The sequence below is a fragment of the Pseudochrobactrum asaccharolyticum genome (assembly GCF_003314995.1).
In the GTDB taxonomy this organism is placed as follows: domain Bacteria; phylum Pseudomonadota; class Alphaproteobacteria; order Rhizobiales; family Rhizobiaceae; genus Pseudochrobactrum; species Pseudochrobactrum asaccharolyticum.
Window position 1 is genome coordinate 12,127 of sequence record NZ_QNRH01000003.1, and the last position, 24,922, is coordinate 37,048.

The 24,922-nt window shown below is 48.1% G+C and carries 17 protein-coding genes and 5 pseudogenes; 14 read left to right on the forward strand and 8 right to left on the reverse strand.

The features are described 5' to 3' along the window. Window positions 1-312 precede the first annotated feature (312 nt). The gene (locus DFR47_RS08595; RefSeq protein WP_113944024.1) at window positions 313-1,086 is read right to left on the reverse strand and encodes an SDR family oxidoreductase; all 774 of its coding nucleotides are present in this window, start codon (window positions 1,084-1,086) and stop codon (window positions 313-315) included. A gap of 137 nt (window positions 1,087-1,223) precedes the next feature. On the opposite strand from DFR47_RS08595, the gene DFR47_RS08600 reads away from it, so the two are divergent. Further along, window positions 1,224-2,120 carry a LysR family transcriptional regulator gene (locus tag DFR47_RS08600; protein WP_113944025.1) on the forward strand — a complete coding sequence of 299 codons (897 nt, stop codon included), beginning with the start codon at window positions 1,224-1,226 and terminating at the stop codon, window positions 2,118-2,120. 882 nt (window positions 2,121-3,002) lie between these two features. Here DFR47_RS08600 and DFR47_RS08610 read toward each other — a convergent pair. Continuing rightward, on the reverse strand, window positions 3,003-4,172 hold the full coding sequence (locus DFR47_RS08610) for a helix-turn-helix transcriptional regulator (protein ID WP_113944026.1): 1,170 nt from the start codon (window positions 4,170-4,172) through the stop codon (window positions 3,003-3,005). 338 nt (window positions 4,173-4,510) lie between these two features. Between DFR47_RS08610 and DFR47_RS08615 the strand changes: the two genes are divergently transcribed. The 7 genes from DFR47_RS08615 to DFR47_RS08645 all read left to right on the forward strand — a co-directional run bounded on the left by DFR47_RS08615 (window position 4,511) and on the right by DFR47_RS08645 (window position 12,013). Next, entirely contained in the window at window positions 4,511-5,509 is a 999-nt protein-coding gene (locus DFR47_RS08615) for a UDP-glucuronic acid decarboxylase family protein (protein WP_113944027.1), read from the forward strand. After that, window positions 5,506-6,492: a UDP-glucose 4-epimerase GalE gene (gene galE / locus DFR47_RS08620; RefSeq protein WP_113944028.1), complete on the forward strand. Its 987-nt coding sequence runs from the start codon at window positions 5,506-5,508 to the stop codon at window positions 6,490-6,492. The genes DFR47_RS08615 and galE overlap by 4 nt, the downstream gene beginning before the upstream one ends. Continuing rightward, window positions 6,489-8,342 (forward strand): glycosyltransferase family 2 protein, encoded by a 1,854-nt coding sequence (locus tag DFR47_RS08625; RefSeq protein ID WP_113944029.1) that lies wholly within the window; start codon window positions 6,489-6,491, stop codon window positions 8,340-8,342. The genes galE and DFR47_RS08625 overlap by 4 nt, the downstream gene beginning before the upstream one ends. Before the next feature lie 140 nt (window positions 8,343-8,482). Next, window positions 8,483-9,898: a UDP-glucose dehydrogenase family protein gene (locus tag DFR47_RS08630; protein ID WP_113944030.1), complete on the forward strand. Its 1,416-nt coding sequence runs from the start codon at window positions 8,483-8,485 to the stop codon at window positions 9,896-9,898. Beyond that, window positions 9,895-10,500, forward strand: a complete 606-nt coding sequence (locus DFR47_RS08635; RefSeq protein ID WP_245416510.1) for a DUF995 domain-containing protein — start codon at window positions 9,895-9,897, stop codon at window positions 10,498-10,500. Before DFR47_RS08630 ends, DFR47_RS08635 begins: the two co-directional genes overlap by 4 nt. 15 nt (window positions 10,501-10,515) lie before the next feature. Further along, window positions 10,516-11,472, forward strand: a complete 957-nt coding sequence (locus tag DFR47_RS08640; protein ID WP_113944031.1) for a glycoside hydrolase family 26 protein — start codon at window positions 10,516-10,518, stop codon at window positions 11,470-11,472. A gap of 31 nt (window positions 11,473-11,503) precedes the next feature. After that, window positions 11,504-12,013 (forward strand): DUF995 domain-containing protein, encoded by a 510-nt coding sequence (locus DFR47_RS08645; protein WP_113944480.1) that lies wholly within the window; start codon window positions 11,504-11,506, stop codon window positions 12,011-12,013. 32 nt (window positions 12,014-12,045) lie between these two features. Here the strand turns inward: DFR47_RS08645 and DFR47_RS08650 are convergent, their stop codons facing one another. From DFR47_RS08650 to DFR47_RS08670, 5 genes and pseudogenes are all read right to left on the reverse strand, one after another. Beyond that, window positions 12,046-12,423, reverse strand: coding sequence for a hypothetical protein (locus DFR47_RS08650; protein WP_245416511.1), 378 nt, complete (start codon window positions 12,421-12,423; stop codon window positions 12,046-12,048). 473 nt (window positions 12,424-12,896) lie between these two features. Further along, window positions 12,897-13,347: pseudogene (locus DFR47_RS08655) on the reverse strand (IS1595 family transposase); the annotation flags it as partial. A gap of 347 nt (window positions 13,348-13,694) precedes the next feature. Beyond that, on the reverse strand, window positions 13,695-16,418 hold the full coding sequence (locus tag DFR47_RS08660) for a TonB-dependent receptor (RefSeq protein ID WP_113944032.1): 2,724 nt from the start codon (window positions 16,416-16,418) through the stop codon (window positions 13,695-13,697). Between the two features lie 110 nt (window positions 16,419-16,528). Then, complete coding sequence (locus DFR47_RS08665) at window positions 16,529-17,485, reverse strand: FecR family protein (protein ID WP_113944033.1); 957 nt, start codon at window positions 17,483-17,485, stop codon at window positions 16,529-16,531. A gap of 109 nt (window positions 17,486-17,594) precedes the next feature. Next, window positions 17,595-18,104, reverse strand: coding sequence for an RNA polymerase sigma factor (locus DFR47_RS08670; RefSeq protein ID WP_113944034.1), 510 nt, complete (start codon window positions 18,102-18,104; stop codon window positions 17,595-17,597). A 963-nt stretch (window positions 18,105-19,067) separates the two neighbouring features. Between DFR47_RS08670 and DFR47_RS08675 the strand changes: the two are divergent. Both DFR47_RS08675 and DFR47_RS08680 read left to right on the forward strand, forming a co-directional pair. Next, a pseudogene (locus DFR47_RS08675) lies at window positions 19,068-20,259 on the forward strand (IS3 family transposase). Window positions 20,260-20,270: 11 nt separating this feature from the next. Beyond that, window positions 20,271-20,993 (forward strand): annotated as a pseudogene (locus DFR47_RS08680) (IS3 family transposase); the annotation flags it as partial. A 146-nt stretch (window positions 20,994-21,139) separates the two neighbouring features. Here DFR47_RS08680 and DFR47_RS08685 read toward each other — a convergent pair. Beyond that, complete coding sequence (locus DFR47_RS08685; RefSeq protein ID WP_170137464.1) at window positions 21,140-22,087, reverse strand: LysR family transcriptional regulator; 948 nt, start codon at window positions 22,085-22,087, stop codon at window positions 21,140-21,142. Window positions 22,088-22,329: 242 nt separating this feature from the next. Here DFR47_RS08685 and DFR47_RS22330 point away from each other — a divergent pair. The 4 genes and pseudogenes from DFR47_RS22330 to DFR47_RS22090 all read left to right on the forward strand — a co-directional run. Next, window positions 22,330-22,616, forward strand: a pseudogene (locus tag DFR47_RS22330) (SidA/IucD/PvdA family monooxygenase). Between the two features lie 33 nt (window positions 22,617-22,649). Then, entirely contained in the window at window positions 22,650-23,867 is a 1,218-nt protein-coding gene (locus DFR47_RS08700; protein ID WP_113944038.1) for an MFS transporter, read from the forward strand. A gap of 106 nt (window positions 23,868-23,973) precedes the next feature. Continuing rightward, window positions 23,974-24,282 (forward strand): MHS family MFS transporter, encoded by a 309-nt coding sequence (locus DFR47_RS08705; RefSeq protein ID WP_147245526.1) that lies wholly within the window; start codon window positions 23,974-23,976, stop codon window positions 24,280-24,282. Next, a pseudogene (locus tag DFR47_RS22090) lies at window positions 24,263-24,593 on the forward strand (integrase core domain-containing protein); the annotation flags it as partial. The gene DFR47_RS08705 and the pseudogene DFR47_RS22090, both read left to right, overlap by 20 nt. Window positions 24,594-24,922: the final 329 nt, after the last annotated feature.

A 24,922-nucleotide genomic window follows, 5' to 3' on the forward strand; every position in this document is an offset into this window, starting at 1 on the left:
TTGCTAACATTCTTGCGCCGGAATGGTTCCTTAAAAATATGTCAGCTAAAGCGCAGTCGGAAGGGATATTGTCAGTCTCATGCCCGCTTTTAATGGAGCTGTTTTAAGAAAAGAAGCTTCTCGTTTTTCAATGGTCGCTGCAGCCATTTGGATATTTTCCAAGCTGTGGTGTCCATATATTGAACTTCTCTGTGCTGGCAGGATTCTCAGTGTTGCTTTTAGATGTACAGGCTCAATACAGGCCGGATTTTATAAGGCGTCTTTAGTGGATGAAGGCGATCTCAAAGCGCCTTCATCCTAGATGGCAGTATATTATTTCGTCGTATATCCGCCATTTACAAGGATCGTCTGGCCGGTCATCCACCAGCCCTCCGTCACTAAAAAGCGAATGTAGGGTACAATATCCTCAATATCGGTCAAACCTGTTTTGGAGAAGCTTGACAGGGCTGCCGCTGTTTTGTGGTAGGCTTGAGCGGCTTCGGTTTCTTGACCATAAAAGAAGGGAGTATCCATTGGTCCCGGGCCGATTGCTGTCACAGAAATACCCCGTTCACCGAATTCTTTTGAGGCTGCGCGGGTAAAATGCTCGACTGGTGCCTTCGTTCCTGCATAGCTCGAGTAGAAAGGTGTGAATGCACCGAGTAACGAGGTTACAAGCGTTACGATTGCTCCGTTTTCATTCAAATGTTTGCCGGCTTCTTTCAGAAAAAAGAAGGCGGACTTGGCATTTACCGCACTCATTTCATCATAGTCAGCTTCAGAAATATCTAGAATTGGTTTCTTGAGCACTTTGCCAACAGTATTAATGGCGAAATCTGGTTTGCCTATAGCAGCAACCACATTGTTAAATAACTGCTCTACCGCTCCGGCGGTTGTGAGATCCGCTTGAAAGGCGACGGCCTCGGCGCCGGCAGATTTAATCGCCGCGACCGTTGCGTCTGCTTCGGCCTTTGAGGCGGCGCTATTATAATGGATGGCGATCGCCTTTGCGCCTTGATTGGCGAAGTCGCGGGCAATTAATCCGCCCAGGTTCTTCCCGCCGCCGGCGATGATTACTGTTTTACCGGTGATTGTACGACTTGTCATAGATCGGGTGTCCTTTGAAAGCGTTTACAGCGTTGTAGCGTTCTGCTTTCAAATAATTTATCGTCTGGAACCCGCCTATAAAGAGTGTTATTTTGCCATCATATGTCAGAAATCACGAACAATAGGTTGAACTAAGCTTGGACCGTATCGATCTGTTCCGCATATTTACCCGTGTAGTCGATGCGGCAAGTTTCACTCGTGCTGCCGATCTGCTGGGCTTGCCACGTTCTTCTGTGTCGGCTGCAATTGCTGAGTTGGAGGGCAGGGTTGGTGCCCGTCTTCTGTATCGCACAACAAGAAGGGTTTCTCCTACACACGACGGGCTTGCTTTTTACGATCGTTGTCTGCGTATCATCGCTGATGTTGAGGAGACTGAGGGTATCTTCCGGCAGAATGTCAGGCCGACAGGATCTCTGCGGGTCGATGTGCCGGGGCGGATTGGACGCCTGATTGTTTCGCCGGCTTTGCCGTGTTTTTTTGAAGAATATCCGGGTATTGATGTGACACTTGGTGTGACGGATCGTGCCGTGGATCTTATTGGTGAGGGCGTTGATTGTGTGCTGCGCGTCGGGCCTTTGTCCGATTCCGGTTTAATCGCACGTAATGTTGGCAAGCTGCCCCTTATTAATGTTGCTGGTTCTGGCTATCTGTCCCGACATGGTACCCCGAATACTGTGGAGGACTTAAAAGAGCACTGGGCAGTGAATTATGCTTCGCCATCCACTGGACGGGTTGAGCAGTGGGAGTGGATGGACGGCGATGTCTTACGTAATCTGCCGATGCGTAGTCGTGTAACGGTTAATGGAGCTGAAGCATATATTGCGTGTTGTCTTGCAGATCTCGGCCTTATTCAGATACCGGCTTATGATGTTCGCGATCATATCAGGGCAGGTGAGCTGATTGAAGTTTTGCCGAACCATCGTGCGGAACCGCTGCCAATGACACTACTTTATTCACATCGCCGGCATCTCCCGCGTCGTGTTCAAGTTTTTGCAGATTGGCTGATAGCACTGCTTGAGCGTGAAATACTATAGAGGGTGTTGTTGCGTTAAGTGTGAATGGTGAGCCTGATGCGGGCTTCTGCCTTTTCAGACGATACAAGCTGCAATTCTCAATACCTCGAACGCTGCGGAAGATCGGTAACCTTGTATGGTTCGCTCCCGTTTACGAAACGCCAGGGGGCTATTCTCAGTTCTGTTATTGAGGCGTTTGTGAGGCCAATGTACGAGGCGGAAGTGAATAGCCCCTAGATTTGTAGACACCTTGTGACTTAAAAAACAGGCAGGGAGCTTACGATGGCTAAAGCTAATTTCACCGACAAATTCAAACTTGATGCTATTCAACAAATTACTGAGCGGGGCTATTCAGGGATAGCGATGCTGTCGCGGCGGCATCCAAGTGGTTGACGAAGAACATATCGCCCCACGCTTTTTCCTATCGTACCAGCAGTCTCATACCAGCTCATGGCGGTGAAAGCGGGTTTGGGGGGGGGCGTGCTTCCGCCTTGCTATCTTGGCGATCAGGAATTCGATATCGAGCGAATTCTGAAGACGCTTAATGAGCTGACCAGAGAATTGTGGCTAATTACACATAAGGATTTGCGTAACACGTCACGCGTGCGGGCTTTCTTTCTGATCGTGTCGGCGGTGGGTTGCTGGCACAGCGGTCGCTCTGCTGAAAGAAAAACTCAACTGTATCGCCATTACTATTAATGGCATAGTAGAGATAAAACTATTTGCCTTTGACCTTCATATAGGTCTCGTCCGGGTTCCATTTGCTAGCGACCGATCTGCTTTTTCTGATCTGGTTAGAACTATGGTGGTGGCTAATACATATGTATAAAATGCGTATGTAGGTCAGATAGAATTGAAGATAGATGCAGTAATTTTGGTGTAAGCCGCTGTTGATACTAAAGGCTACAAATCAAGATTACGCAGCCAGTTTTCGAAACTGATCTGTTTATTGTCCGAGGTCGTTGCCACTGTATTTTCTGAAGGGAAACACGCTAAGCTTTTGCGCACTTTGCTTGGGCTTATGCCGAATTCACTGGTGAAGGCGCGGGTGAAATTTGCTGCAACTTCAAATCCGGCTGTTTGAGCAATGTCGAGTACCCTGTCCTGATTGGCAGGATCTTGCAGCTTTTCATATGCGGCTTGCAAACGCTGTTTACGGATATAATTCAAGACGCCTCCACGACCCTCAAAAAGCTGATAAAGACGGGTACGGGACATTCCCACAGACCGGCAGATTTTATCTGCTGTCAGCTGCGGATCGTGCAGATTATGATGAATGTAGTGATGCACCCGTTCCATCGTGCCAAAGGCGGAGTGTTCTGTATGCTCGGGGTCTGAGCGGAGGCAGGGTTCAAGACCGTTTGCAATCATATTTCTGATGGTTTGCACAATACCAGGTAAGTCATTCAGCGTCAGAGACGATAAATGTGCTTCTACTTGCCCCAGATAACTGGCCAGTAATTCTGCGAGTGTTCCCGAAAGAATGCAATTATTGACTGATTTAAAGAGGCCTGCTTCGCTGGAAAACAGGCTATAGGGCATATAAAGTAATATGATCTCAGACTGGGTACAGCGCCCCCTGTATGGATGACCGAGTGTGCGGAAGGCAACGCGCCCGTAACCGGTTTTAATGACTTTGCCGTCAACCTCTGTCCATGCCTCACCACTGCGGCGAAGTCCCAGATACCAATGATCAATCGGACTATAGCGCAATTGAGCTGTTGTACGGGCATAGCTATAAGCGTCGCTCTGTTGCCGGACAAGTAACATTCGGCCTAAATGCCATACTGTATGTGACACGATGAAACCGTCTTCAAGGGTAACATTGTCGGGCAGCTGCACATCAATAATCGGCTGCATATAGGCACGCCAGGCTTTAAATTGTTCTGCTGGCGGCAGGCCTTGGGTGGAAAAATGTAAAGATGGCACGGGTGGTGCTGCAGAGGGAAGGGCAACCGGTTTCGTGATGCCGTCACCATTGCGCGGATAACGGCGGCGCTCAATCTGCGGCCATGTTGCTTCTGCGGACAGTGAGCCGTTGGTTTCTGTCGGAGTGTCAGACTGCTTATGCATCCGGTTTCTCCTGTTCACTGTCGATCAGGCAGTGAGAACCTGTGAAGTCTTTTCACAGGATGATCAGCTATTATTTTATCATATTATATAAGAAATGCACAAAATGATAATTTTCAGGATGCTGTGATAACGACATCCCAATGTTGCACCGTTATATAGTATATAAAATTATTACTCTTAAAATACAGTTTATAACTTGAGTAATTTGATTAAATTTTTCTGAATTTATGAATATCTGATTTTCACATAAGCAAACATAGAACATTATCTTGACGGAGATGAAGATGGGTGAGGTTAATTCTCTCGTCTGCAGTCTGTCCGAGAGAGCATCTGCACGGATGTTGTATGCTGTTCATCGGGATATATTGCAGAGAAAAATTATCGTTACAGGCGGAGCCGGTTTCCTCGGTTCGCACCTCTGTGAACGTCTGCTCCGCTCAGGGCATCGGGTTGTCTGTATTGATAACTTCTCGACCGGAAATATGCAGAATATTCTGCATCTGCTGAGCTTTGATACGTTTCGTGTTATCTCGCATGACATTGTCACGCCATTCGATCTGGAAGCGGATGAGATCTATAATCTGGCCTGTCCGGCATCACCGCCGCATTATCAGGCTGATCCGGTTCACACCACGCTAACGAGCGTTTTGGGCGCACATGGTCTGCTGACACTGGCCAGAAAATACAACGCCCGTATTTTTCAGGCCTCTACATCGGAGGTCTATGGCGACCCGTATGTCCATCCTCAGGTCGAAACCTATTGGGGGAATGTTAATCCGTTTGGCCCGCGCTCTTGTTATGACGAGGGTAAGCGTTGTGCGGAAACCTTATTTTTTGATTTTCATAAGGCCTATGGCACAGAAATCAAAATCGTTCGTATTTTCAATACTTATGGTCCGCGTATGCGACCGGATGACGGACGGGTGGTTTCCAACTTCATTGTGCAGGCGTTGAAGGGTGAAGACATCACGATTTACGGGGATGGTACGCAGACCCGCTCTTTTTGCTATGTAGATGATCTGATTGACGGTTTTGTCCGTATGATGGCTGCAGATACATCCGTGACAGGGCCGGTTAATCTGGGTAATCCGGCGGAATTTATGATCGGTGATCTGGCAAAAACGGTGATAGAACTGACTGGCTCGCGCTCCCGTATTGTTCATCACCCGCTTCCCATTGATGATCCGCGTCAGCGTCGCCCTGATATTGCGCTTGCAAAACACGAGCTGGATTGGCAGCCACAGGTTCAGTTGACCGAAGGTTTGAGGAAGACGATTGCTTATTTTGAAAGCCGCCTCAGTCTTTCTGCTCCCGAATTACGGGAGATGGTCAAATGACAGCAAAGCGCATTTTGATTACAGGCGGAGCCGGATATATCGGCAGTCATACAGCAAAGCTTCTGAAGGCGCGGGGTATTGAGCCGGTTGTCTATGATAATCTGTCAACAGGACATCGGTCTTCTGTGCGCTATGGGCCACTCGTTCAGGCGGATATTCTGGACACGATGTTACTGACGGAAACAATCCTGCGTTATATGCCGGTTGCGGTTATTCATTTTGCTGCTTCCGCCTATGTCGGGGAATCCGTTGAAGATCCGGCAAAATATTATCGTAACAATGTTTGCGGGACTTTATCCTTACTGGATGCTTGTCGTGAGACGGGGCTGGATAAAGTCATATTCTCTTCGAGTTGTGCCACCTATGGAGTGCCGGTCACGCTTCCGGTTGCGGAAACTGCGATCCAATTACCTGTCAGCCCCTATGGTCAGACCAAGCTGACTGCCGAGCATATGCTGGCAGATTATGCTGTTGCCTATGGCCTGCATTATGTGGCTCTGCGTTATTTTAATGCGGCCGGAGCGGATCCGGAGGGAGAGCTGGGAGAATGGCATGATCCGGAGACCCATCTCATTCCCCGTGCGCTGCTGGCAGCTGCAGGAAAAATCAGAGAGCTTGAGATTTTCGGAGATGATTACGATACGCAAGACGGTACTTGTGTGCGGGACTATATCCACGTCACCGACCTCGCACAGGCGCATGTGCTGGCTTATGACTATCTTGCCGGAGGTGGTGATAATCTTGCCGTCAATCTCGGAACAGGGCATGGCTCATCTGTTCTTGAGATACTGAGTGTCATTGACAAAGTAACCGGTCATAAAGTGCCTGTTATTATTCGTCCACGCCGCGCAGGCGATCCGCCGGCTCTTTATGCCGATCCCGCTCTTGCACGCCATATGCTTGATTTTGAGCCGCATTATTCGGATATGGCTACGATTGTCCGTACCGCGGCGCCTTTCTTCGGACTGGAGGCACGATTATGAACCCTCCTGTCAGAAACGGAAAAAAATCTTTCATACTCAATGGTGAGCCGCTGCTGGTATCCGTTTTTCAGGGATATATGCGGGTAGAATACATTATCGGCGTTATTCTCTGGCTGGCTGCTTTTATCTATTTCTGGGTTTGGTGGCTGCAACCGGCACATCATGTCAGTGTTTTCGGCAGTATCATAGCAACCTCTGTTCTGGCATGGCTCACATTACTGCCGGCCTATTTTCTGGGGATGTTTTACTATGCAGTAAGGCCTGTCGGGGCTTTGCGCATACCGGAGAACAGCCGGATTGCGATGGTTGTCACGAAAGCACCGTCAGAGCCGTTTTCCATTGTCGCTGAAACTTTGCTGGCGATGCTTGCGCAGACACAGGCGCATGATACTTGGCTTGCGGATGAGGACCCATCACCAGAAACACTGGCATGGTGCCGCACGCACGGGGTTTTCGTGTCGACACGCAAAGGCCGCGCTGATTATCACCGGCAGACATGGCCACGCCGTACGCGTTGTAAAGAAGGCAATCTCGCATTTTTCTATGATCATTACGGTTATGCGCGCTATGATTTTGTTGCGCAGCTTGATGCCGATCATGTGCCTGAACCGGATTATCTCTGGCAGATGTTACGACCATTCGCCGATCCGGCTGTGGGTTATGTTTCCGCACCCAGTATCTGCGACCGCAATGCTGCGGAAAGCTGGTCGGCACGGGGCAGGCTCTATGCCGAAGCCAATGTTCACGGCTCTTTGCAGGCAGGCTATAGCGGTGGCTTTGCACCAATGTGTATCGGTTCCCATTACGCTGTGCGCACGATAGCGCTCAGGGAAATTGGCGGGCTTGGGCCCGAACTGGCTGAAGATCATTCCACAACGCTGATGATGAATGCTTTTGGCTGGCGCGGTGTTCACGCGATTGATGCCATTGCACATGGTGATGGCCCCCGCACTTTCGGCGATCTGATTACGCAGGAATTTCAATGGGCACGCAGCATTGTAATGATCCTGCTGCAGTATTCTCCGGATCTGATCCCGCGTCTGCCAGCACGACTGCGTTTTCAGTTTTTGTTTTCGCAACTCTGGTATCCGCTGTTTTCTCTGCTTACAGCAACACTTTTTGCGATGCCGGTTATTGCACTTATTCGCGGCGAGAATTTCGTGGCTGTTACATATCCTGATTTTCTCTCGCATTTTGTGCCGCTGTCGCTGATCCTGCTGGTCTTCGCCTATCGCTGGCGGGCAACCGGAACATTCCGGCCTGAGAATGGTAAAATTTTGAGCTGGGAAAGCGCGCTCTTTTTGCTCGCCCGCTGGCCTTGGGCACTGGCCGGATCGGTTGCGGCATTGCGTGACTGGATGACCGGATCTTTCGTGGATTTCCGCGTGACCCCGAAGGGTACATCCGAGGTTGATCCGCTGCCGTTCAGAGTTCTGGTTCCCTATGCCTTTGTTGCGCTCGGTTCCGTATTAGCGGTGTTTCTTGTGCCGGATGCCGGAGAAAGCCGTGGCTTCTACCTGTTCGCCATTCTCAACAGCGTGACCTATGCGGTGCTGCTGATTGTGGTGCTGGTGCGGCACAGTATGGAAAACAAAGTGCGTATGACCACGCGCTATTACCGTCCGGCGGTGTTGGCGACCGTTTTGTCTCTCATCCTTCTGCCCGGAATTGCGACTTTTGAACGGGGAGGTGAAAGCCTCGAAGTGCTTGCCTGGGGGGCAAAACATGTCCGGCTTTTTGATGAGCGCTATTCGGCAGCCGGTGCCGGTGTCGGCGGACAATCGCTGCGCATAACCACATTCAGACCGCATTGGCGCTCCGGCGCATCAACAAACATATCGGAAGATTAGAGCGTATTCCGAAAAGTGGGAACCGGTTTTCGGATAAGATATGCGCAAAAACAAAGAGATAGAGCATTTCATCGGATTTAATAAAAACTGAAATGCTCTAGGAAATTATAACAGGGAGGCGCCTCAGGGCGTTGCAGATCATGAAAATCACGATGATAGGAACCGGATATGTCGGCCTCGTCAGCGGCACCTGTTTTGCACATTGGGGCAATGACGTTATCTGTGTCGATAAGAACGCTGCAAAAATAGCCGGACTTAATCAGGGCATCCTGCCGATCTATGAACCGGAACTGGACGGGCTGGTCAGTAAATATCATCAGGCGGGACGTTTGTCTTTCACCTGTGATCTGGCCGCAGCAGTCAAAGATGCGGATATTGTGTTTATCGCTGTCGGCACACCGGCGCGTGCAGGACACGGCGATGCGGACCTGTCATTCGTCTATATGGCAGCTAAAGAGATTGCGCCGCATCTTGCCGAGGGAGCTGTGGTTGTCGTTAAGTCGACTGTGCCGGTCGGCACCGGTGATGCTGTTGATAAGATTATCGGCTCGGTGCGCCGCCGCGGCAGTTATTCGGTTGCTTCCAATCCGGAATTCCTGCGTGAAGGCGCAGCTATTCCGGATTTTCTGAAGCCGGATCGCGTGGTGATCGGTGTTGAGGATATGCATGCACAGACCGTGCTGATGCAGCTTTATCGCGATGTCTTTGCACCGCATGATGTACCGGTTGTGGTTACCAGACGGCGTACATCCGAGCTGATTAAATATGCAGCCAATGCATTTCTCGCGACCAAGATTACCTTCATGAATGAACTGGCCGACCTGTGCGAACTGGCAGGCAGTGATATCAGCGATCTGGCACTGGGCATCGGTCTTGACCGGCGTATCGGTTCCTGCTTCCTGAATGCAGGACCCGGTTATGGCGGTTCCTGCTTCCCGAAAGATACGCTGGCTTTGTTGCGTACCGCTCAGGATTACGGGGTTGCCCTGCGGGTAGTCGAGGAAACCGTGACAGCGAATGAAGCACGCAAGCGCAAAATGGCGCTGAAGGTGCTTGATGCTGTCGGCGGTGATGTGGACGGGCTGACCATTGCGGTTCTTGGCCTGACATTCAAGCCGGATACGGATGATATGCGTGAGGCACCGTCCGTTCCTCTGATTGAGACTTTGCAGCGTTTCGGGGCAACGATACGCGCTTTTGATCCGGTGGGAATGCCGAATGCCGCGCAGATGCTGGATGATGTGGCTTTGATTGATGATCCTTATGAATGTGCACGCAATGCGGATGCCGTTGTTATCGTGACAGAATGGGATTGTATCCGCAGGCTGGATCTGACCCGCTTAAGAAAACGCATGAATGCACCCGTTCTTGTTGATCTGCGTAATGCTGTTTCTCAGGAGAGTGCAGAGGCAGCGGGCTTCCGTATCACGATGATTGGTAAACCTACCCGAAATCACAAGGAAACACAGCCTGTCCTTCAGGGACGGGGCGCAAGAGGCAGGCTTCACACCGGCAATGATGAAAAAGCCGGAACAGCAGGGAGAAGCAGGCTATGAGCAGAGATAACAACAAGATCAGAATTCAGAAATATGGTGCAGGCGTACACCGGTTTGGTGTTGTGCTGGCCGCACTGACAATGTTGGGTGTGCCCGTAATACCGGCCGGTGCCGCAGAACCGGTCAAAGTGCCCGCGCAGGCAAGAGCAATGACCGCTGTAGAGCTCTATGTGCTTTACCGGGATAAAACCTGGCAATGGCCGGACGGCGCAGGCCGCATGCAGGATAAAGGCCGTGCCTTTATCGGCTGGTCGGGTTCAGGGGATGATACCCGCTGGGCTGAAGGGCGCTGGGTACTCAGTGATACAGGGCTGATGTGCCTGAAAGCCGACTGGTATGGCATTCAGGCAAAGCAGGGCAAAGAAGCCGGTAAAAGCTGCTTCCGCCACCGCATTTATGAAAACACGATTTATCAGAAGAAAGAACCTTCCGGCAGTTGGTATGTTTTTAAACATGCCAAAGCCGCAGACAGTGATGAGTTCAAAAAACTTGTTGCTGAGGACACTGTGAGCGCACAGCTGGCAAAGCTGCAGCCGCTCACACAACAGGCAGATGCCAAACAGCAACCGTTCTCTGCACAGGCTTCGAACGGTGCAAATTAAGGCAGGAGAAAGGCAATGGGTAAGATATCCAAAATCGTTGCATTGTCATTCGTCGGGGTCATGTTATCCGGTACTGCTTACGCCGCAAGCAGCACTCCGCTCGGTATCCCTAACGAGATGTCAGCAACCAAAGATCAGCCATCCACGAAGCGTCCGGTGATTACGCAGGCATCGGTCGGTTTCGGTGCGTATGATCCGCACGGGGACTTCGGGGATGATAAAAATTCAAAAATCGAACATCTGTTTCTGCCGTGGGAAGATGTCGAGCTGGGATCATTGACGCTTGCTGATGATTACGCGCTCAAACGCGGCCGCACGCTGCTGATTTCGGTCGAGCCATGGTCGTGGTCGCCGGACTGGCGTATTTCCTCACCGCAACTTTTGCAGAGTATTCTGAACGGGGAGCGGGATGTCTATATGGCTAAAGTCTGCACGGAAGCTGCAAAACTGAAAAGTCCGGTCATCATCCGTTGGGCGCAGGAAATGGATGAAACAGACAACCAGTTTACCTGGGCGCATTGGCAGCCTGACGAATATGTAAAGGCGTATCAGCGTATGGTGCGTGTGTGCAGGGAAAGCCTGCCAAATGCCAAATATATGTGGTCACCAAAAGGCAATGAGGGGCTTCAGGCCTTTTATCCCGGCGATGACTATGTTGATATTATTGGTCTTTCCGTCTTCGGTTACCAAAAATATGATCGTGCAACCAAGGGCGGGGATCAGACTTTCTCGGAACGTCTGGCACCGGGCTATGACCGTGTAAAAGGTTTTGGCAAACCGATCTGGGTCGCTGAGCTGGGTTATGACGGTGACGCCTCATATATCCGGAATTGGGCTGAGAATGTTGCCAGGACCCATCCGGAATTTCCTGAACTAAAAACCGTGGTCTATTTCAATGACCGTGAAGTTTATCCGTGGCCGGACGGTTTCGGAAAGCCTGAATGGCGCGTTGTGAACACACCCACGAATTGAGCCACGCCGTCTGAGCGTGATGGAGGCAATTATGTCAGTGTTTCGTTCAATAACACTTATAACAGCGATAATTTGCGGGGTGGGGTTGAGCACGTCTGCGGGTGTGACAGCTCAGGCAGCATCTGGTGCAGATACGGCTAAACCGCTCAGCAATTCTGAGATCTACCGGATTTACAGCCATAATTCATGGATATGGAAAGATGGTGCCGGTTATTTTGCCGTATCAAAACGGCAATTCAAGGCATGGTCCGGCAAAGGCCGCAATGCTTCTGTGGGGCAGGGCATCTGGTTTATCACGGATCCCGGAAAATTATGTTTCCGTGCGACATGGTATGAAAAAGGTACCAGTTTTCCGGCAACAACCTGTTTCAGCCATCGCGAAAAGAACGGCGTGATTTATCAGCGAAAAGAGCCGGACGGTGACTGGTATATTTTCAAACACGCACCGGCGAGAAAAGGTGATGAAATTACTAAATTCCGCCGGGGTGATTATGTGAGCCGACAGTTGGAGCGTATGATGCCGGCTATGGCCTCTAACTGACTATGAGCTGACGCCAGAGAGTTCTTCTGGCGTCAGCTTCTGTTAAAGCAGCGGGTTTTGCTGCCAAAACCGCTTGGTGTGCAGATATAAGGTGCACGTCCCAGATAATTTTCTGAAGCAACTTTGGCTGGCTTCGGAGCGGTTACAGTTTTGGAAACTGCAGGACGTGTCGTTGGTTGCCTACGCGGCGTTTTAATATCATCCGCCTTTGTAATAATTGCGGTTTGGGTCGGCACACCATAACCGACTTTAGTCACTGAGGTGGCTGTGGTCTGAGCAGTGTTATAACCTGTACTACAGCCACTCATTGCGAGGCTGCCAGCAAGTACTGCTGTAATTGTGAAAGTCGTTGATTTGATAGGCATGCGATACAACAGACCTGTAACGGTCTTTACGGAGAAGAGCTGCATTCTGTGAACCTTTGTTCCGATGCCGTGACGCGGAACTTATAAACTGAATAAATTAATACGAAATGATAGTGATCGGAAACAATTAGCAATTGAAGCAATATCTAATTGAGCTAGATCAAAAGTTGTAGGGGTTTCTATAGCACCAGCCATAAAAATCCAACTTTATTTAACGCGTCTTTCAATGGATTCAGGCTGGAGCGGTTTACGTTCAGATTGGATCATGGCGCTCGTTCTAGCTTTTTAGTTGTCGCATTATTACGACGTCAAGTTAATCCAGCTTGAGGGTAAAATGCTCTAAGATTGCAGCGCTGTGTCTGCATAAGCCGCTATTGTAGTTTTTGAAATTTCAGCGGAACAACGTGTTTGCTAAGGTTGGCTCTTCCTTGGCATTCGTGCAGCAGCAGATCTTGAGATCTGCGAATTCATGATCTGTGGTTCAATTTTTGGGCTTGGCAGGTTCCTCCGGGTAAAGTCTGTACTTGGCTCCAGAAATTCTCAATCCCATTGATGTAATTAATGTCCTCGGCGAACAGTTCCGAATGGTTAATCCGGACGTGATGAAACTCGGAAAAATCAAGAATGTCATAGGCACTGAAACTGTCGGTGTAGACAATGGAGTCCGGTCTTACCTTGTCCCTGATGATTGGAAAAGCGTGTCTGTGCGGGCATTTGGGATGATAACGACATGAACCTTACCACCTCGCTTCAAAAGCCGAAGGCCGGAACCTTGTCCGCTGCGCCACGCCCGCGCTTACCTTTCCTGCGTCCGCCGAAATAGTTTTCATCGACTTCGATCTCGCCGCCCATCAAACCCTGTTCTGATGCAGTCAATTTCTCGAAATTTACTTCGCGCAGCTTATGGAAGAACAGGATCGTCGTATTGCGATTGACGCCTGTCAATTCCACGGCTGAGCGGGCCGTGATGCTTGCGCAAAATACTTTAAAAGCTCAAGTTGAATACTTTTCCGAATCTTGCTTCGCCGCCTTGCTCTAATCATCTGACAAAAATAACCTTTCTCAGCTATCTATGTCAGCCCCATTTTATATTAAGACGCGTAGAAGAGCACGTTCGGTAAATGAAATTCTATTTTATTTTTAATAAATATGGATGTAATTGTTGATAGTTACATTTTTAAAGAAGGATAACTCATGGCAAATCGCTATTTTGCCATGAGTTATTTCGTGGTATATTTTATTATATTAATGAATGTTTATAATTCGATGAATAATATTTATGGTCATAACCTATAATATTGCAATAAGCTATTTCATTAGAATTTTGCAGTCATATTGAAACGGAAAGTTCTGCCAGGCGCTGGCATAAGCGATGCATTGAGTGCGTCCATATAATAACGGTCAGTCAAGTTATCGATACCAGCATTGAATTCCAGATTTTCTGCGTGCTTATAGTTCATATATAAGTCGACAATTGTGTGTGGGTTCCATTTAGATGCATGGAGTTGTCCACCCATATAGGTATCTTCGCTGCCATCTCCGATACCCTCAACCATGCGTTTGCCGACATGTATGATACGACTGCCAACGGTCAGTTTTTCATCGAAGAAACGTGCTCCCAGATGTACCGTTACCGTATCTTTGGGCGGCACCTGCTGCAGCGTGTAACTATTATATAAACCGCCTTCAGCACATTGAGTGCGCTTGGCCAGCAATGTGCCGTCTTTGGCGCAATACATGGTTTTTAGATAATGGTTCCATGAAATACCGCCAAAGTATTTTCCGGTATCATAATCCGCTGTCATTTCGATGCCGCTCATTTTAGCATAATCGAGATTAACAAGCGTCAGATATTCATAATAGAAACCAGGGAACATTTCTTTTGGTACGCCGGTGCGTGTCAGGAAATTTTTGACATTGTTATTGAAATAGGCCCCATGAAGACGCAGCGTATCCTCCGGTAGAAAGATGCCGTTGGTTAGATAGCTTGTACCGATTTCGTAGGATTTGTTGCGTTCGGGAGAAACGTTCACAGTGTCACCAAAATCGGCAAAAGAGAAACCTTTCAACGCTTCAAAGGCGCTCGGAGAGCGTAAAGCACTGCCTGCTTTGCCATAAATGCGCCAGCCGTCAAGCGGCTCCACAGTCAAGGTTGCCATAGGTGACCAGCCGCCGTCAGAATTTCTGATCGGATCGCCATGAGTATAAGCCAGACCGGACGGGGAATTTGTCAGTCCCGGATTAAAGTCGAGTGATTTATAATGAGAATAGCGTATGCTCGGGCTGAAGGTCAGCCAGTCCGTCGGTTTCCATTCTGCAGAGGTAACGGCATTCCATTCATCGCGATGTCCTTCGCGGCCGGGCCCAAGGTCCATATTATCGGAAGGCTTATAGGTATAACCATCTGGATAGCCGAGATCTTCGCGCGAGAAGCCGATGCCGTAGCTCAGTGACAAGTCACCAAAAGCGGTTTCAAAACGGGATGTATTATCTGCGTTAATGCCTTTACGTTTGGTTGCATTATACCAGAGTACCGGCGTGATTTGGGTTCCGTTATTCATAGCCGAATTAATTTTCAGCTGCATATCTGTGTAATAAGCATTGATCTTCAGATCAATAAGATCATTGTCATCGGGTTTCCAGTTGTAGCGCGCTGTATAAGTATCAAGTTCAACATCATTCAGATAGCCTTGATATGGGCCGCTTCCGAAAGTGTTCCAGATTTGCGATGGCATGATCTCGCCATAGGTACTGGAATATTTCATGTAACCAAGCTCAAGCGCATGGCCGTTATCGGATATATATTTGCCCTTAAGCAACCAGCTTTCATTGTCGAGAGATGTGTTGAGAACTTCTTCTCCGGCGCGGTACTGGCTTAGCCCACCATAGCTGACAGATGTTCTGTTGTTCGTGTCAGTAATAATTGGATAGGCGGCATCATCTCCCTGTTTGCCGGCATAGTAATTGCCGTTTTTACGCCGTGCATAGGCGCCGATAACTTCAAAATTATCAGTTCTGCCGGCAATGGCCACACTGCCGGAGCCACCACTTGGCGTGAGAAAGGCCGGACGATCCATACCCTGCTGACTGCCGAATTCATCCGGCACTGGGGAACCGCCATAATTACCTGCACCGCGAATACCGCCAGGCGTGCCGAGTGCAGGCGCTGAAGTGCTGTTTGTGTTGAAGCCGCCTTTGAGCCGGATACCGATATTGTTTTCCGGCAGCAAAATATCTTTTGCGCCGATCGTATCCATACGCACAATGCCGCCAACGGCACCATTGGCATCCAGACCTGTGCTTTGGCCTTTTTCAATGGACACAGAGCCAATAAAGTCCGGATCAATATAAGAGCGGGACTGAGCGCCATTATAGCCGCGATAGACGGTGGTTTCCTGCATGGAGCCGTCAACAACTACAGGCGCACGGCCTTGCCCCTGAAGGCCGCGGATATTCACATCAACCGAACCGGAATTGCGGTTTTCGCCATTCATTACACCGGCAATACCTGTGAAAAGATCACCGGGGGAGGTGCCTTTGACATTTTCAATCTGTTCGGCTGACAGGTAAACACTTGAACCGGATGTTTCAAAAGGGACATTGGCCGGATTGATGCCGATACCAATGGTGATTGTATTCAGTTGTATTGAACCTGCAGGTGTTGCTCCGCCGCTAGCGGAAATATCTTGTTTTTCCAAGATAATAGAACGCGCGCCGGTCACGCGATAGCGTATATCCGTGCCACTCAGCAAACGGTCAATAGCCTGTTCCGCGGTCATAGTACCGGATAAAGATATCGATTTGACCGTGGAAGGCAGGCTGAAAGCATAAGCAATGCGCCAGCCACTGACGGCGCCGATCTCTGCTAGCGCCACAGACATGGATTTGGCAGGAATATTGAACTGATAGCTTTGCGGTGCAGCCGTTGTTTGTGCCTGTGCAGTTCCGGCCATGAAGGGAAGCTGACTGAATAATGCTGTGCTGCACAACAGGGTGATAAACAGAGTGTTGTTGCGTTTTCTATGCAATGGCCGCGCCATAAACTCATTCTCCGAACTGAACGGGATGATACTTGTCCCTATTCATGAAACGAATGAGCGGTAGTCAAACCTCAGCACCGCCTTTAAAAATATGATAAAAACATGCAAGTTTAATAAAGAATAGTCAAAAACGGGATATTACGGTTAATTTTTGCATTCAGTGCCGCTGCAATTGTCTCGAGCGAACCGTCAATATCTTCAAGTGAGAAAGTACCGGAAATCATTTGTTCCTTAAGCTTGCCCCTGACATATAATTTTGCAGAAGTGTGACGTGCCAATGTGGCAATCACATCGCCTACTGGTGTTTGGTCCACCACTAAGCGACCTGACATCCATGCCATGGAACTGTCAATGTTACCGCTGCGGATTGCACCGGCTGTGCCGGAGGCCAGTGTAATTTCCTGACCTTGGGTAATTTTTTCAGGCGCGGTATCTTGTGCACCTTGAACCGATACAATGCCTTCAGATACCAGGACGGTGGTTTTGTCAGCAATACGATCGACATTAAAATGTGTACCGATCACCCGAACCGTATCACCGTCAATATCAATGCTAAAATCTGGTGCACTGCCGGGTGTTACTTCAAAAAAAGCCTCGCCGCGCAGTAGCCGGACATGACGTTGTCGCTGGTTAAATTCGAAAGCAATGGCAGTGTTTGCCGCGAGTTGCACACGGGAGCCGTCGGGCAGGATGACGGGAGTAACAATCTCACGCCCTGACACAATATCAGCCTGAATATCGTTAATAAAGTGCGGATTGATTATCAGCACGATTAGCGTGGTGGCAACTAGACCTCCGGTCAGCTTTAACCAGCTGTGCCATCTTGAAAAATACTGGGTCAGGCCGCTGCGGGGTGGTGTTGCCTGCGCTATTCGCTCTGCCGGTTGTTCCAGATGAGCCCAGAGAACCCTCATTTCATCCCAAGCAAGACGGTTGAGACGGTTTTCATTCAGCCATGTCTCAAATTCAAGTTCTTCTACCGGGGACAAGGCGCTGCCGGTACGTTTGGCGAACCAAAGCGCTGCGGCCTCCCGCTGTTCTTCCGATGGCAGATGATTATGTGACATTGGTCCCCGATGAATGGCTGACAGAACTGCCGGACAGTGGCAAATGAGAAGAAGGCACCGCTCCGGCTGTTGGCCGGAAGTTACGGCTCATGCTGTTACTTTATATTCTTCACTCGGACAAATCAGACATTCTTTTCTGACAATGCCTCATCGCACGGGCAATATGTTTTTCGACCGCGCTGACCGATATGCCATATCTTTTGGCAATATCTGCATTGGGCATGTCATGCACACGCCGCAGCAGAAAAATGTCGCGTGTCATTTTACCGAGTTCCAGTAATATGTCTTCAAAACTCTGCAGTGATTGTCTGCCTTCAACAATTGTCTCAGGTGATAGAACATTTCCCACTATCTGCTCAGGTGCCATGCATTCCAGAAGTTCCTGCTGCCTGCGGGATCTCCGTACATGGTCGATCGCTGCATTGCGTGTGGCGGTATAGAGGATTTTCACCGTTTCATCGTTGCTACGCTCGGCTCCGCTATTCAGCACCCGCGAAAAAACATCCTGCACAATATCTGCAGCTATCTCTTTATCATGGACACTGCGTATGGCTCTATTTTCCAGGCGTTTGCGGTGATTATAAAACATAAGCGCTAGACGTTGGCCCCAGTCACTCATGATAAAACTCTCCAAAAATCAACGCGAAGCGAGGAATATTATATGTTCAACGGATATATGATTTAAACTTGCTCTTTTAAATCATATTTAAGGTGCCTGAGCAAGTTTATAGCTTTAATTTCCAGAATACCGAATTTGTGGAGGTTAAAAATTATTGGTGGAGCTGGGTTGTGTAAGAGATGTAATAATCCCTTTTGATGACAACGTAAATAACGTTGTTATTCAATTATTCAATATAGATTTTATTTATTTTCCATTATTCCAATTAGTACATTAATTTTATAGTCGTATATCCATATATATTTTAAACCATCAACGTGGTGAAAGGAAATATTGTTCATGTAAATAAAATCGAAAAAAGATTTCATTTTGTTTCTGTGTGGTTGAGGAAGATCGCAATCCTCATCTGCATTTTTCATTATAAGGCCAACCGTCGATGTAGAGATGTCTATATAATTAATTATGGGGCCTCTTTGGAAGTTAATACTCCTAATTTGATCGGGGAAAATTCAAATGTTGCAACAATACAGGTAAAATACTGAAGACATATGGAGTAAATTTGTTTCAGAGGTGTTATATGGGATTATATTTTTTGCGGTTTCTATATCCGTACAACCTGTTAATGATATTATTATTAATTTTAATTAATTAATTTATTTTATTAAATATAAATCTTATGGCATGATAGTTAAAAATATGATTAAAATAATCAAATTATTTTTTTGATACAAAATATACACTCTATGTGAATTTCAATTTCAACTTTAAGAAAGTACGGAGATTTATAACCCGATTGTAAAAGGGGATAGAATTTCGGATAAGTGAACAATCTTCAGGCACATAGAATTGGTTTGTAAGGCAGGGTGATCTCAGTCTGACCATTGTAACCTGGATGTGCGGCTATATGAATAGCCCCTAGATTTGTAAACACCTTGTGACTTAAAAAGAGGCAGGGAGCTTACGATGGGTAAAGCTAATTTCACCGACGAATTCAAACTCGATGCTATTCAACAAATTACTGAGCGGGGTTATTCCGTAGCAGATGTTTCACGTCGCTTGGGCGTAAGCACACATTCACTTTATAGCTGGATGAAGCGTTATAACGCCCCTGAAAAAGCAGCAGCGCAGGATGATCAGTTGTCAGAGATCAGGCGCTTGAAGCAAGAGCTTGCTCGTGTCACGGAGGAGCGTGACATACTAAATTGAAGCCGGATTAGTAATCGATCCAGTGAATCGATTACCCGGCGGAACGCCACCGCGTACTTCGCCCAGGATGCAAAATGAAGTACGCGTTTATCAAGGCGCATCGTGTTCGTTTCAATGTGGTGCCATGTGCCGTATGCTTTGTGTCCATCCAAGCGGATTTTACGCATGGATGAAGCAGCCTTTCAGTCACCGAGCAAGTGAAGATATCCGGCAGATAGAACTGCTCAAAGATGCATGGCATGACAGTGGCAAGGTCTATGGATACCGCAAGTTACACGATGATCTGCGAGATCATGGTGAAACCTGCTGTCCAAACCGTGTGGCGAGACTGGCCAAGCTGGCAGGTATCAAAGCTCAGATTGGTTATAAGCGCCGCTCAGGTAAATATGGTGGCAAGCCTTCTATCGTCATAGACAATACCCTGGATCGCCAGTTCGACGTGGACATGCCTGATAAGGTTTGGGTCCCAGATATTACCTATATCAAGACATATGAAGGGTTTTCTTATCTGACTGTTGTCATAGACCTGTTTTCTCGACGCGTTGTCGGATGGTCAATGCAATCGCGCCAAACCACAGACCTGGTCTTACAGGCTTTGTTGATGGCTGTGTGGCGACGAAAACCAAAAGAGTAGGTAATGATACGTTCAGATCAGGGCTCCCAGTTTACAAGTATGGACTGGGCTTCATTCCTGAAACAGCACAATCTTGAGCACAGCATGGGCCGCCGTGGGAATTGTCATGATAACGCTGTGGCTGAGAGCTTTTATAATCTGCTGAAGCGAAAGCGTGTTCGGCGCAAAACATACAGAACTCGAGCTGAAGCAAGGCAAGACGTATTTGATTATATTGAGATGTTTTATAACCCGCAACGCAAACACGTTAGAAATGGTATGTTGTCACCAGTATACTTTGAACAGAACCACAAAATGAAGACAAAGAGTGTCTAATAAAATCGGGGCTATTTAAAAGGATTAAGCAGAGTTTTCAGTCCAGTGACCGTACTTATGGTGCCAGACGAGTCCGGCACGATGTTCTGGTGGAAGGGGTGTGCTGTGGTCTTCATCGTATCGAGCGGCTGTTGCGCTTGAATGCGCTGAGAGCCAGGCCGAGGCGGCGTGGTTGCCAAAAGATATCGGTGAATCATGTTTTCATCATACCAAATGTGCTGAACCACCAGTTCACGGCAAATCGTCCGAACCAGAAATGGGTAGCCGACTTCACCTATATTTGGACAGCAGAGGGCTGGCTGTATGTCGCAGCAGTCATCGATCTGTTCTCACGTCGTTTTGTTGGCTGATCAATGAATGCCAGTATGACGGCTCAGCTCGTCACAGATGCACTGATTATGGCGATCTGGCGTCGGGGAAAACCAGATGCGCTCCTGCATCATTCTGATCAAGGAAGCCAATATACGAGGGAGTAGTTCCAGCGTCTCATAGAAGATCCCGGAATTATATGCTCAATGAGTCGATCTGGAAATGTCTGGGACAACGCCGCAATGGAGAGCTTCTTCTCATCATTAAAAATGGAAAGAACAGCACGGAAGGTATATAGGACGAGGAATGATGCCAAAGCGGATGTGTTCGATTACATTGAGCGCTTCTGCAATCCTAAGCCTCGCCACTCGACACTGGGTCATCTAAGCCCCAATGACTTTGAAGCCAAGGTGGGATTAGCTTAACCTAGTGTCCGAAAAACCGGCAGCAGGCCGGATGCCTGTAACCTGACATGAAGCTTTTTTATTGTGATACCAGTAAGAAATTGTTCGGTCAGGTTGTCTTCAGAAAATCGTGTGTTGCATGTGTCTGGATATTGAATAACGAAAATTCAGTTGCCGGCACTAGACGGTACAGGAATTTTATCGGTTATCGGAAATCCGTGCGCATAGAAAAAATCCCTTACAACCTGAATGAAATAGTGGGTATATTCTGGCTTTTTCGCGCTCAAATCCTCCACTACAATAAGTGCTGGTTGTGGCAGGGTATCGATCAACGGGCGGCGTATTACACTGTTATGATCACTCTTGGTTCCTAATAGTGGGCGCATATTCAGAACTGAGACACCGAAACCGGCTGCAACAGCCCGGCACAAAGTAGAGTAAGAACGCGTGCGGAAACCGACTTTAGGGCGCAGCGCCAATGTGTCGAACAACGCAAGAAGATAAGTTACCGTATGTGGAAGATCCAGCAGAACCAACGGGCGATCTGCCACTTCGCTGAGTGACAATATATCCCGCTTCTCCAAGTCATCGCCGCAAGCAATCATAACATGTGGCGGTACCTGGCAGATTTGCGTGACATTGCCATTGAAGCTTGGGCCCAAGTCATAAGTAATGACAAAATCGACCATTTTTGAGCTTAGCCAACGTTGCAATTGGATTTGATCGCCCTCGAAAAGAGAAACGTTAATTGTACCCACACGATTAGAGAAGGCACGGATCAAATCTGGCATGAACAGAGAGCCAAATGGTTCAAAACAGCCGATTTTAATCTCTGGAAGTTGTTTACCACTGAGTGATAATAGCGACTGGTCGAAGTTTTCCTCGGCAACAAGCAGTGTTTGAGCCGCACTGATAAAGCGGTCACCGACGGACGTCGTTGTCACGTCACGCGACGGCCGCCGTTCGAACAATAGTGCATTCATATCTCCTTCAGCCAGCTTAATAGCAGCAATGATCGAAGACTGAGAAACGTTAAGAGTTTGTCCCGCTGCCAGAATACTACCTAATCGAGCTACTTCGGTGATGTATCTTACTTGTCGCAAAGAGAGTTTCATCGGAAGCCCGCTTTCAGGAAATGAACAAACCAATGACAAAAAATGTATTATGTGACCCGCACCTGCACAATGTAAACATTGGGGTGAGATTTCAAATGATTGGGATATTCGTTTCCTGGGCTTCGCCGACGGAGTATTTTTATCCTGCCGGTGTTTATACCGCATAATCCAGACAGCGCTTTGCCCTTGAGCAACAATGTCTGTAAATCAAGGAGATTAACGGCTCATGTCATCCGGGACTACTGTTTCGGGATGTGCGCCTACGGACGTCTTTTCTCAAAGACCTGGTTTCGTTCGCCGATCCGCAAAGCCCGCATTTATATGTGAGTTTTCTGAATATTTATCATGGGTTGCTCGGCGGTTTCCTAATCTCTGTTTTGGTCGGCACGTTGAGGATATGCACTATCGCGAGGGACAATTGATCGTGCGTATTCAGCTCAATTTTGAGATCTGCAGCAAACATATTGTGGTTGGTTTCGGGCGTCGTCACTGCGGCCTACATAAATCCAAATTTCGCGCGGAGAAATAATCGCGGCTATTGCTGCATAAAGGAGCATAAAACATGAGTTTTTCAGTTCATACTGCTTCGCCTTCCCATACGACCTCGCGCATACTCGTTTATCTTGCATGCCTATGCATTGCGACTGCTTATGGCTTGTTCTTTACGTTACCGCTTTATGTCAAAGCGCTCGGGGGCAACGAAGCAATTATTGGTAACATTTTGTTTTCTGGTGCTTTCGGTACTCTGCTTTGTGTTGGTTTTGCTAATCAGATCATGGAGTTGTGTAAGCCGCATATTGTCGTTACAGGCGGTTCACTGTTTTACGCGCTCGGCGCCGCAGTCTTTGCTTTCAGTCAGGATATGTCAGCGCTGTATTATGTTGCCGGTTTTCTGCTAGGTGCAGGATGGGGACTGACATTCACGATCGGTCCGATTATGCTGTCGGAGTTGGTTACCGATGCCAATCGTGCAGTGTTATTCAGCGTTTTATCAGCATTCAATGCACTTGGTATGGGTCTTGCTCCGGTCGCAGCGCGTGAGTTTCTAGCGTATGGGGTACCACATTGGCTTGTCTTTACGGCTGCTGTGGTTTTGGCACTTATAAGCGCGATGCTTTTCTATAGTGCCGGACGAACACTCCCCCATATGGTCGCACTGCAACGCAGATCATTGCCTGGCGGAGAAACTGATGCGTTACATCGCATTACTCGCTCGCCTGCCAAATACCCATTGATCATGGTCTTTCTCGGAGCATGTATTTTCAGCTCGATGGTCAATTTTCAGACGACATTTGCAGCTTCTAAAGAGTTAAATTATTCGATTTTCTACGTCTCCTATACTGCTGCAGTAATAGGCGCTCGTTTCCTGATTAGTGGCTTCGTTAATCGAAAAGAGCCGATGAAAACGACGGTCGTCCTATTGGGATTAATGTGCGTGTCATTGATCATGTTCGCAACAATGTCCGCAAGTCCTGCGCTCTATGCTGCGAGCTCTATGCTCCTTGGTCTCAGCTATGGCTTGGCCTATCCGCTTATCCAGGCTCAGGCGGTTAACGCCACGCATGAAAGTTTGCGCTCCCGCGTATTGGTATATTTTTCACTCTGTTATTTTGTTGGTGTTTTTGGTTTCCCGTTGCTCGGGGGGCAAATTATCGTCGAAGGCGGTTATCGGGCGCTGCTATATACTTTGCTGATTATGGGAGTAATGGAGCTGCTGGTGGCGGTATGGCGCTATTTGGTAGCTCCGCGAGCAGATGCTGTGTCGGATAATTCAGCGTAAAACGGGGAACATTGAGCTGTAAGAATATGAAAATTGATAAATCTAAACAGGACACTTTACGGGGAATAACTTTTAGGCGCCCCCCCTTTAAAGTAGGGAGGAACAAATGAGCAATCCAACTGTTCTGGTGCCGGAAGTTCAAATTTCAACTTCAGTTATTGGAAGTCGGCGAGCACCAATTGTAGCAGCAACCATAGGTAATATGTTTGAGTGCTTTGATATTTATATTTTTGGCATTATGGCGGGTACAATCGCCAGACTGTATTTTCCTGCAAAGAATGATGCCGTGTCACTGCTGTTATTCTTCGGTACTTTCGGTGTAACATACTTCGCTCGCCCACTTGGCGAAATTATACTTGGAAATCTTGGTGATAAGATCGGCCGCAAGAGAGTGACGAGTCTTTCGTTACCTTAATCAAATTATGAAATGGCGCGGCCTACCGTGAGTAAGTCATGTGGATAATGGACCTGAATACGTCAGTGGTAAACTGTTGGAATGGGCGGGCAAATCAGGCGTTACGATCAATCACATCTAAGCTGAAAAGCCGCAGTAAAACGTATAGGATGAACGCTATAACCGAACGGTTCGACACGAATGGCTCGACCAGCACATCATTGAAACTATCGAAGAAGCCCAGGAATTTTCTACGCAGTGGTTCCGGGCGTATGGAACAGATGGGCATCGGCGGCATAATACCCGCACAGAAACTGAAAACGGCTGCTTAAATTCCACCCCAAAGTCCCGTTGAAAAACGCAGGATTACTTAACTGGGCGCGTCCAATTAGTCTTCAAAGTCGCATTGAGTGTGTAGCAGTTGCAGCCAAAAGAGTGAGTTGCACCTCAAGCTCCCTGATTGCAGAATTAATTGTCACAAGCGGTTGGAGGCTTGGAACTGCTGTTATTTATGAGCATAGGGATTACCTGAGACTAATAACTAGCATCGCCAGCTATTCTGGCTCGGAAGGCATTTTAAAACAATATATTTATGAAGCAAAAACGTCTGAACTTCCAAATTAGCATAATAAATACGCTCGACTATACAAAGCGCCGTGGA

What these genes read in the sequence shown, in the direction of transcription:
- DFR47_RS08615 (WP_113944027.1), top strand. Translation starts at nt 4,511, where the DNA reads ATGTTGTATGCTGTTCATCGGGATATATTGCAGAGAAAAATTATCGTT.
- DFR47_RS08665 (WP_113944033.1), bottom strand. Translation starts at nt 17,485, where the DNA reads ATGTCACATAATCATCTGCCATCGGAAGAACAGCGGGAGGCCGCAGCG.
- DFR47_RS08700 (WP_113944038.1), top strand. Translation starts at nt 22,650, where the DNA reads ATGAGTTTTTCAGTTCATACTGCTTCGCCTTCCCATACGACCTCGCGC.
- DFR47_RS08625 (WP_113944029.1), top strand. Translation starts at nt 6,489, where the DNA reads ATGAACCCTCCTGTCAGAAACGGAAAAAAATCTTTCATACTCAATGGT.
- DFR47_RS08705 (WP_147245526.1), top strand. Translation starts at nt 23,974, where the DNA reads ATGAGCAATCCAACTGTTCTGGTGCCGGAAGTTCAAATTTCAACTTCA.
- DFR47_RS08640 (WP_113944031.1), top strand. Translation starts at nt 10,516, where the DNA reads ATGGGTAAGATATCCAAAATCGTTGCATTGTCATTCGTCGGGGTCATG.
- DFR47_RS08595 (WP_113944024.1), bottom strand. Translation starts at nt 1,086, where the DNA reads ATGACAAGTCGTACAATCACCGGTAAAACAGTAATCATCGCCGGCGGC.
- DFR47_RS08630 (WP_113944030.1), top strand. Translation starts at nt 8,483, where the DNA reads ATGAAAATCACGATGATAGGAACCGGATATGTCGGCCTCGTCAGCGGC.
- DFR47_RS08645 (WP_113944480.1), top strand. Translation starts at nt 11,504, where the DNA reads ATGTCAGTGTTTCGTTCAATAACACTTATAACAGCGATAATTTGCGGG.
- DFR47_RS08670 (WP_113944034.1), bottom strand. Translation starts at nt 18,104, where the DNA reads ATGAGTGACTGGGGCCAACGTCTAGCGCTTATGTTTTATAATCACCGC.
- DFR47_RS08685 (WP_170137464.1), bottom strand. Translation starts at nt 22,087, where the DNA reads ATGAAACTCTCTTTGCGACAAGTAAGATACATCACCGAAGTAGCTCGA.
- DFR47_RS08650 (WP_245416511.1), bottom strand. Translation starts at nt 12,423, where the DNA reads ATGCAGCTCTTCTCCGTAAAGACCGTTACAGGTCTGTTGTATCGCATG.
- DFR47_RS08660 (WP_113944032.1), bottom strand. Translation starts at nt 16,418, where the DNA reads ATGGCGCGGCCATTGCATAGAAAACGCAACAACACTCTGTTTATCACC.
- DFR47_RS08610 (WP_113944026.1), bottom strand. Translation starts at nt 4,172, where the DNA reads ATGCATAAGCAGTCTGACACTCCGACAGAAACCAACGGCTCACTGTCC.
- DFR47_RS08635 (WP_245416510.1), top strand. Translation starts at nt 9,895, where the DNA reads ATGAGCAGAGATAACAACAAGATCAGAATTCAGAAATATGGTGCAGGC.
- galE (WP_113944028.1), top strand. Translation starts at nt 5,506, where the DNA reads ATGACAGCAAAGCGCATTTTGATTACAGGCGGAGCCGGATATATCGGC.